The organism is Streptomyces chrestomyceticus JCM 4735, from assembly GCF_003865135.1.
Classification (GTDB): Bacteria; Actinomycetota; Actinomycetes; order Streptomycetales; family Streptomycetaceae; genus Streptomyces; species Streptomyces chrestomyceticus.
Map to the genome: position 1 here is coordinate 1591156 of NZ_BHZC01000001.1, position 7115 is coordinate 1598270.

1 pseudogene is annotated in these 7115 nt (G+C 75.7%); it reads right to left on the minus strand.

The features are described from left to right. Nucleotides 1-48 precede the first annotated feature (48 nt). A pseudogene (locus tag EJG53_RS42225) lies at nt 49-7068 on the minus strand (amino acid adenylation domain-containing protein); the annotation flags it as partial. Nucleotides 7069-7115 lie beyond the last annotated feature (47 nt).

Here is a 7115-nt window from a genome sequence, read left to right on the forward strand (position 1 = left end):
CGGGAACGGGCAGGCGACGAACCGCTCGGCGGTCGCGCCGGGGCGGTCGAGGTAGCCGCGCGCCAGTCCCGCGCCGGCCAGGTACAGCTCGCCGTCCACACCCGGCGGCACGGGCCGCAGAAAAGCGTCGAGCACGTACGCCCGGCGGCCGTCCAGCGGGCGGCCGATGGGCAGCACGTCGTCCGTCACCGGCTCGCCCGGCCGCAGCGGACGCCAGGTGGCGCACAGGGTGGTCTCGGTCGGCCCGTACATGTGCCGGACCACGACGCCGGGGCACGCTTCCCGTACGCGGGCGACGGACCCGGCCGGGACCACGTCGCCGCCGGTCAGTACCTCGCGCAGGCCCGCGAAGCAGTCCGGGGACTCCTCGGCGACCACGCGGAACAGGCCCGCCGTGAGGTGCACGGCCGTCACGCCCGCCGCCACCGCCTCACGGACCCGCCGGGCGTCGACCGTACCGGGGGCGGCCACCACCACCCGGCCGCCGGTGGCCAGCGGCGCCCAGATCTCGTACAGCGAGGCGTCGAAGACGTGCGGGGCGTGCAGCAGCACCGCGTCGTCCGGGCCGAGCGCCCAGCCGGGGTCCGCCGCCAGTCCCGCCACACTGCCGTGCGGCACGCCGACGCCCTTCGGCACGCCGGTGGAGCCGGAGGTGTACATCACGTACGCCAAGTCGTCGGCAGAAAGGGGCGGTTGCGGGCTCCCGGCCGGGCACGCCGCCACGGCCGCCCGTACCTCCGGCGTGTCCAGCACGACCACCTGTCCGGCCGCGTCGCCCGGCACCGCCGACCGCGTGGCCTCGGTGCACAGCACGACCGACGGGCCCGAGTCGGCCAGCATGAACGCGACCCGCTCCGCCGGGTACCCGGCGTCGACCGGCACGTACGCCGCGCCGACCTTCCAGATGCCCAGCAGCACTGCCACCAGGTGGGCCGAGCGTTCCATCAGCACCGCGACCCGGTCGCCACGGCCCACGCCGAGGCCGCCCAGGTACGCGGCGAGACGGTCCGACTCGCTGTCCAACTCGCCATATTGAACAGTTCGTCCCCCGTCCGACACGGCCACCGCCGAGCGGGAGCGCGTCACCTGACGGGCGAACAGTTCCGGCACCGTGGCGGCGGCCGGCTCCCCGGCAGCGGCCGGGTTCCACTCCGTCACGGCGCGGTGGTGCTCCGGTGCGCCCAGGACGCCGATCCGGCCGACGGGCGCCTGCGGGTCCGCCACGACCTGTTCCAGTACGCGGACGACGCGTTCGCCCAGTTGCCGGGCCTCGCGCCGGTCGAAGAGGTCCGGGCGGTACGTCACGTAGATCCGCAGCCGGTCGCCGGGGACGACGCCCACGGCCAGCGGGTAGTGGGTGCCCGCCACCAGGTTCGCCTGGGAGATCGTCACCTCGCCGCCCGCGCGCATGGAGGCGGAGAGGGTGGCGGTGGTCCGCGGGTAGTTCTCGAACATCAGCATGGTGTCGAAGACCGCGCCGGGACCGGCCAGGCCCTGCACCTCCGGCAGGCCGAGGTGCTGGTGGGCCATGAGCGCGGACTGGCGCTCCTGGAGGCCGGTGAGCATCCGCAGGACCGGTTCGGCGCCGTCCAGCCGTACCCGTACGGGCTGGGTGTTGATGAACAGGCCGACCATCGACTCGACGTCGGGCAGCTCCGGCGGGCGGCCGGAGACGGTGCCGCCGAACACCACGTCGGTCCGCCCGGCCAGACGCGCCAGCACCATCGCCCAGGCGCCCTGCACCACGGTGTTGACGGTCAGGCCGTGCTGCCGGGCCAACCGAGTCAGGGCGCGGGTGCCGTCCTCGGAGAGTTCGGCGGCGCCGGTCTCGGGCTCCGCCGGGGCCCGGCCCTGGTCGGAGCGGGCCACCAGGGTGGATTCCTCGGCACCGGCGAGTTCGGCCTGCCAGGCGGTCCGCGCGGCGTCCTTGTCCTGCGCGTCCAGCCAGGCCAGGTAGTCGCGGTAGGAGGCGGTCCGCTTCAGGCCCGTACCGTCGCCGCCCGCGGCGTAGGCCGCGCCCAGTTCGTCGAGGACGATCGGCATCGACCAGCCGTCCAGCAGGATGTGGTGGCTGGTGACGACCAGGAAGTGCCGGTTCTCCGCCAGGCGGACGAGGAGCAGCCGCAGCAGCGGGGCCACCGCGAGGTCGAAGCGCCGGGCCCGCTCGTCGGCGGCGAGCCGGTCCAGTGCGGCCTGCCGCTCGGATTCCGGCAGCGCCGACACGTCCGCCTCGCCCCAGGGCAGTTCGACGTCCCCGGCGACGACCTGCACGGTGTCGCCGGACTCCCGCTGGTGGAAGCTCGCGCGCAGCGCGTCGTGCCGGTCCAGCAGCGTCTGCCAGGAGGCGCGCAGCCGGACGGCGTCCAGGGGGCCGGTCAGTTCCAGCAGCCGCTGGGTCTCGTAGACGTCCGGGCCTTCCTCGTCGAAGGCGGCGTGGAACAGCAGCCCTTCCTGGAGGGGCGACAGCGGCCAGATGTCCGTCAGGGACGGCACGACGGCCTCCAGCGCCGCCACGCTCTCCTGGGTGAGGTCCAGGAGCGGGAAGTCGCCGGGGGTGTGCCCGCCCGCGCCGGGGCTCCCGGTGTGGGCGGCCAGGCCGCCGAGGAGGTCCAGCCATGCCTGGCCGAGTCCGTCCACCGCGGTCTCGTCGAGGAGGGCGGCGGGCCAGCTCAGCGCGAGGTCCAGTGCCGGGCCGTCCGGGGTGTCGCGGACGACGGCGCTGGCCTCCAGGGCGTGCTGGACGGGCAGGTCCGGCGCGGCCGTACCGCCGATCGCGGTGGCGCCGGCCGTCTGCCACGGGCCGACGGCGCCGCCGTCCGCGCCCGCGGTGAAGCGGCCGAGGTAGTTGAAGCCGATCTGCGGGGCCGGGAGGGCGGCCAGGGCGGGGCCGGTCTCCGGGTTGAGGTGGCGCAGCAGCTCGTACCCGAGCCCGTCGCCTGGCACCGCGCGTGCCTGTTCCTTGACGGTCTTGAGCAGCGTCCCGGCCGCGGGCCCGCCCGCCAGGGCCTGGGCCAGGTCGAGGCCGGAGAGGTCCAGGCGGACCGGATGGACGCTGGTGAACCAGCCCACCGTACGGGTCAGATCGGTGCCGTCGAGCGGTTCCCGGCCGTGCCCTTCCACGTCCACCAGGAGCGCGGCGCCGGTCCCGGGCCGCCGGTGGGCGACCGCGCCGGCCAGCGAGGCCAGCAGGACGTCGTGCGCGCCGCAGTGGAACGCCGCCGGGGCGCGGTTCAGCACGGCCGCGGCCGTCGCGCCGGTCAGCGTCCAGGAGCGGCGGCGCAGGGTGGCCGCGGTGTCGGTGTCCGGGTCGGGCGTACGGGTGCCGAGCTGGGGGGCCGTGGTGTCGAGCAGGGCGGTCCAGCCGGCGAGTTCGGCGGTGCGGGCCACGTCGGTCGCCTGGGCGGCGAGGAGGTCGGCCCACCGGCGGAAGGACGTGACGACGGGGTCCAGTTCGGGCACCTCTCCCGAGGCCGCCGCTTCGCAGGCCGCTTGCAGGTCGGGGGCGAGGATGCGCCAGGACACCCCGTCCACGACCAGGTGGTGGGCGACCAGGGCCAGCCGTCCGGTCCGGTGCGGACCGGCGTCCACCCACACCGCCCGGACCATCGCGCCCGCGGCCGGGTCCAGCCGGGCGGCGGCCTCTCGGGCCGCGCCCTCGGCGATGCCGTCCAGGGCCTCGTCCGGTACTTCCGTGGCGTCGGTACGGGTGACCAGCGCGGCGGCATCCACGGCGCCGCGGCCGGGCACGTGCAGCGTGGGCCGCTCGCCGGTCTCGGCACGGGCCCGTAGTACGGCGTGGGTGTCCAGTACGGCGGCGAGTCCGGCGGTCAGCACGTCGAGTCCCAGTCCGGCGGGCGCGCCCATGACCATCCACTGGGCGAAGCCGGGACGGGCGGCGCGCTCCCCCAGCGCCCGCATCACGGGCGTCCACGGGATCTCGCCGTCGTCCGGGTCGGAGCCGGTGCGGGCCGCGGCGTCGGCCGGGGCCGCCACCGCCGCCAGCCGCCCGGGCGTCTTGAGGTCGAAGACCTGACGCGGCGTCAGAACCAGTCCGGCGCGCCGGGCCCGCGACACCAGTTGCATCGAGCCGATCGAGTCACCGCCCAGCGCGAAGAAGCCGTCGTCGGCCCCCACCCGCTCCAGGCCGAGCACCTCGGCGAACAGCCCGCACAGCAGCTCCTCGGCGGGGGTGCTCGGGGCCCGCCCGGACACCCGCCCGGCGAAGTCGGGGGCGGGCAGCGCCACCCGGTCCACCTTGCCGTTGACCGTCACCGGCAGCGACGGCAGCACCAGCACGGCCGCCGGGACCATGTAGTCCGGCAGCACCTTGGCGACGTGCTCGCGGATCTGGTCCGCGTCCGTCTCCTGCCCGTCGGGCACCACATAGCCCACCAGGCGCCGCTCGCCGGGGCCGTCCGTACGGGCCACGACCACGGCCTGGCCGACGGCCGGGTGCGCGGCCAGCGCCGCCTCCACCTCGCCCAGTTCGACGCGGAACCCGCGCACCTTGACCTGCGCGTCCGCCCGCCCGACGAAGACCAGCTCGCCCTCGGCCGTCCAGCGCACCAGGTCGCCGGTGCGGTACATCCTCCCGCCGGTGGCGAACGGGCACGCCACGAAGCGTTCGGCGCTGAGCCCCGCGCGCTGCCAGTAACCCTGGGCCAGGCCGGTGCCCGCGACGTACAGCTCGCCGACGACCTCCGGCGGTACGGGCTGGAGGAACGCGTCCAGTACGTACACCTGCCGGTTGTCCAGCGGGCGGCCCACCGGCAGTTCCGCACCCGCGTCGGCGCCGGGCCGCAGGACGTGCCAGGTGGCGCACAGCGTGACCTCGGTGGGCCCGTACAGGTGCCGTACGGTCACCTCGGGGCAGGCCGCGCGCACCCGCGCGACCGACGCCGCCGGGACCACGTCGCCGCCGGTCAGCACCTCACGCAGCCCGGCGAAGCACTCCGGGGCGTCCTCCGCGACCACCCGGAACAGCCCGGCCGTGACGTGCACCGCCGTCACGCCGTCCGAGACGGCCTCGCGGATGCGCTCCGCGTCCACCGCGCCCGGCCGTGCCACCTCGACGCGGCCGCCGGCGACCAACGGCGCCCAGATCTCGAAAAGCGAAACGTCGAAGGCGTGCGGGGCGTGCATCAGCACCGCGTCGTCCGGGCCGAGCGCCCAGCCGCGGCTGCCCGTCAGGGCCGCCACGCTACCGTGCGGCACGGAGACGCCTTTCGGCACCCCGGTCGAGCCTGAGGTGTACATCACGTACGCCGTGTCGTGCGCGGTGAGCGGGGTGCGGGGGTCGGGGCCGTCGTGTCCGGCGGTCTCCGGCGCGTCCAGCACCACCAGACGGCCGTCCGCGTCGACCGGGACCGCCGAGCGCGTCGCCTCCGCGCACAGCACGGCCGCCGGCCGCGCGTCGGCCAGCATGAACGCGATGCGTTCCGCCGGGTACCCGGCGTCCACCGGCACGTACGCCGCTCCGGCCTTCCAGACCGCCAGCAGCGCCACCACCAGGTCGGCGGACCGTTCCAGCACCACCGCGACCCGGTCGCCGCGCCGTACGCCCGCACCGTTCAAGTACGCGGCCAGCCGCCCCGCTTCGGCGTCCAGCCCGCCGTACGTCAGCGACCGCCGCTCGTCCCGGACGGCCACGGCGTCCGGCGCCGCCGCCACGCGCCGGGCGAACAGCTCCGGCACCGACGGGCCCGGCACCTCCGCCGCCGTCGCGTTCCAGCCGTCCACGACCAGGTGCCGCTCGTCCGCCCCCAGGACGCCGATCCGGCCCACCGGCGCGGACGGGTCCGCCACCACCTGCTCCAGCACCCGCACCAGCCGGGCGAACACGGCCTCGGCGGTACGGCGGTCGAACAGGTCGGGGCGGAAGTCGAGCTTGCAGAGCATCCGTTCGCCCGGCACGACGACCAGCGTGAAGGGGTAGTGGGAGGTCTCCCGCCCTTCGAGGAAGCGCAGGGTGAAGGCGTCCGGACCGGTCGCCCCGGCGGGCGTCGCCGGATAGTTCTCGAACACCACCAGGGTGTCGAAGACCGCGCCGGGACCGGCCAGCTTCTGGATCTCCCCCAGCCCCAGGTGCTGGTGGGACATGAGCGCGGTCTGCCGCTCCTGGATGCCCGCCAGAAGCCGGTGCAGCGGCTCTCCGCCGTCCAGCCGGACCCGGACCGGCAGCGTGTTGATGAACAGGCCCACCATCGACTCGACGCCGGGCAGCGCGTCGGGGCGGCCGGCCACCGTGGCGCCGAACACCACGTCGTCACGCCCGGCGAGCCGCGCCAGGAGCAGCGCCCAGGCGCCCTGCACCACGGTGTTGACCGTCAGCCCGTGGGCGCGGGCCAGCCCCACCAGGCCGCGCGTCAGGTCCTCGGGGATCTCGCTGATCAGGCTCTCCGGGACCACCGGCAGCCGGGCCGGGTCGGCCGGAGCCACCAGGGTCGGCTCGTCGTTGCCGGCCAGTTCGGCCCGCCACGCCTGCCGGGCGGCGTCCTTGTCCTGACGGTTCAGCCAGGCCAGGTAGTCGCGGTAGCGGGCCGCCCTGGGCAGCCCGCTCGCGTCCCCGTCCGCCGCGTACACCGTGGTCAGTTCGTTGAGCAGGACCGGCATCGACCAGCCGTCCATCAGGACGTGGTGGGAGGTGATGACCAGCCGGTGCCGGCCGGCGCCCAGGCGGATCAGCAGCAGGCGCAGCAGGGGCGGCACCGCCGGGTCGAACCGCTCGGTCCGCTCTTCGGCGGCCAGCCGTCCGGCCTCGGCGGCGGCCGCCGCCCCGTCCAGGCCCGACACGTCGGCCTCCCGCCACGGCAGCGTCACCTCGCGCGCGACGACCTGCACCGCGTCGCCCGACCTGCGCCGCCGGAAGCCCGCCCGCAGCACCGGGTGCCGGGCGACCAGCGCTTCCCAGGAGGCGCGCAGCCGGTCCGCGTCCAGCGGGCCGTCCAGGGCCAGCGTCCGCTGGCCCTGGTAGACGTCCGGGCCCTCCTCGTCGAAGGCGGCGTGGAACAGCAGCCCTTCCTGCAACGGCGAGAGCGGCCACACGTCCTCGACAAGAGATCGGGTCATCGCTTACTCCTCAAAACGACGTGCGTTCATCGGGCAACGGGTGCGGC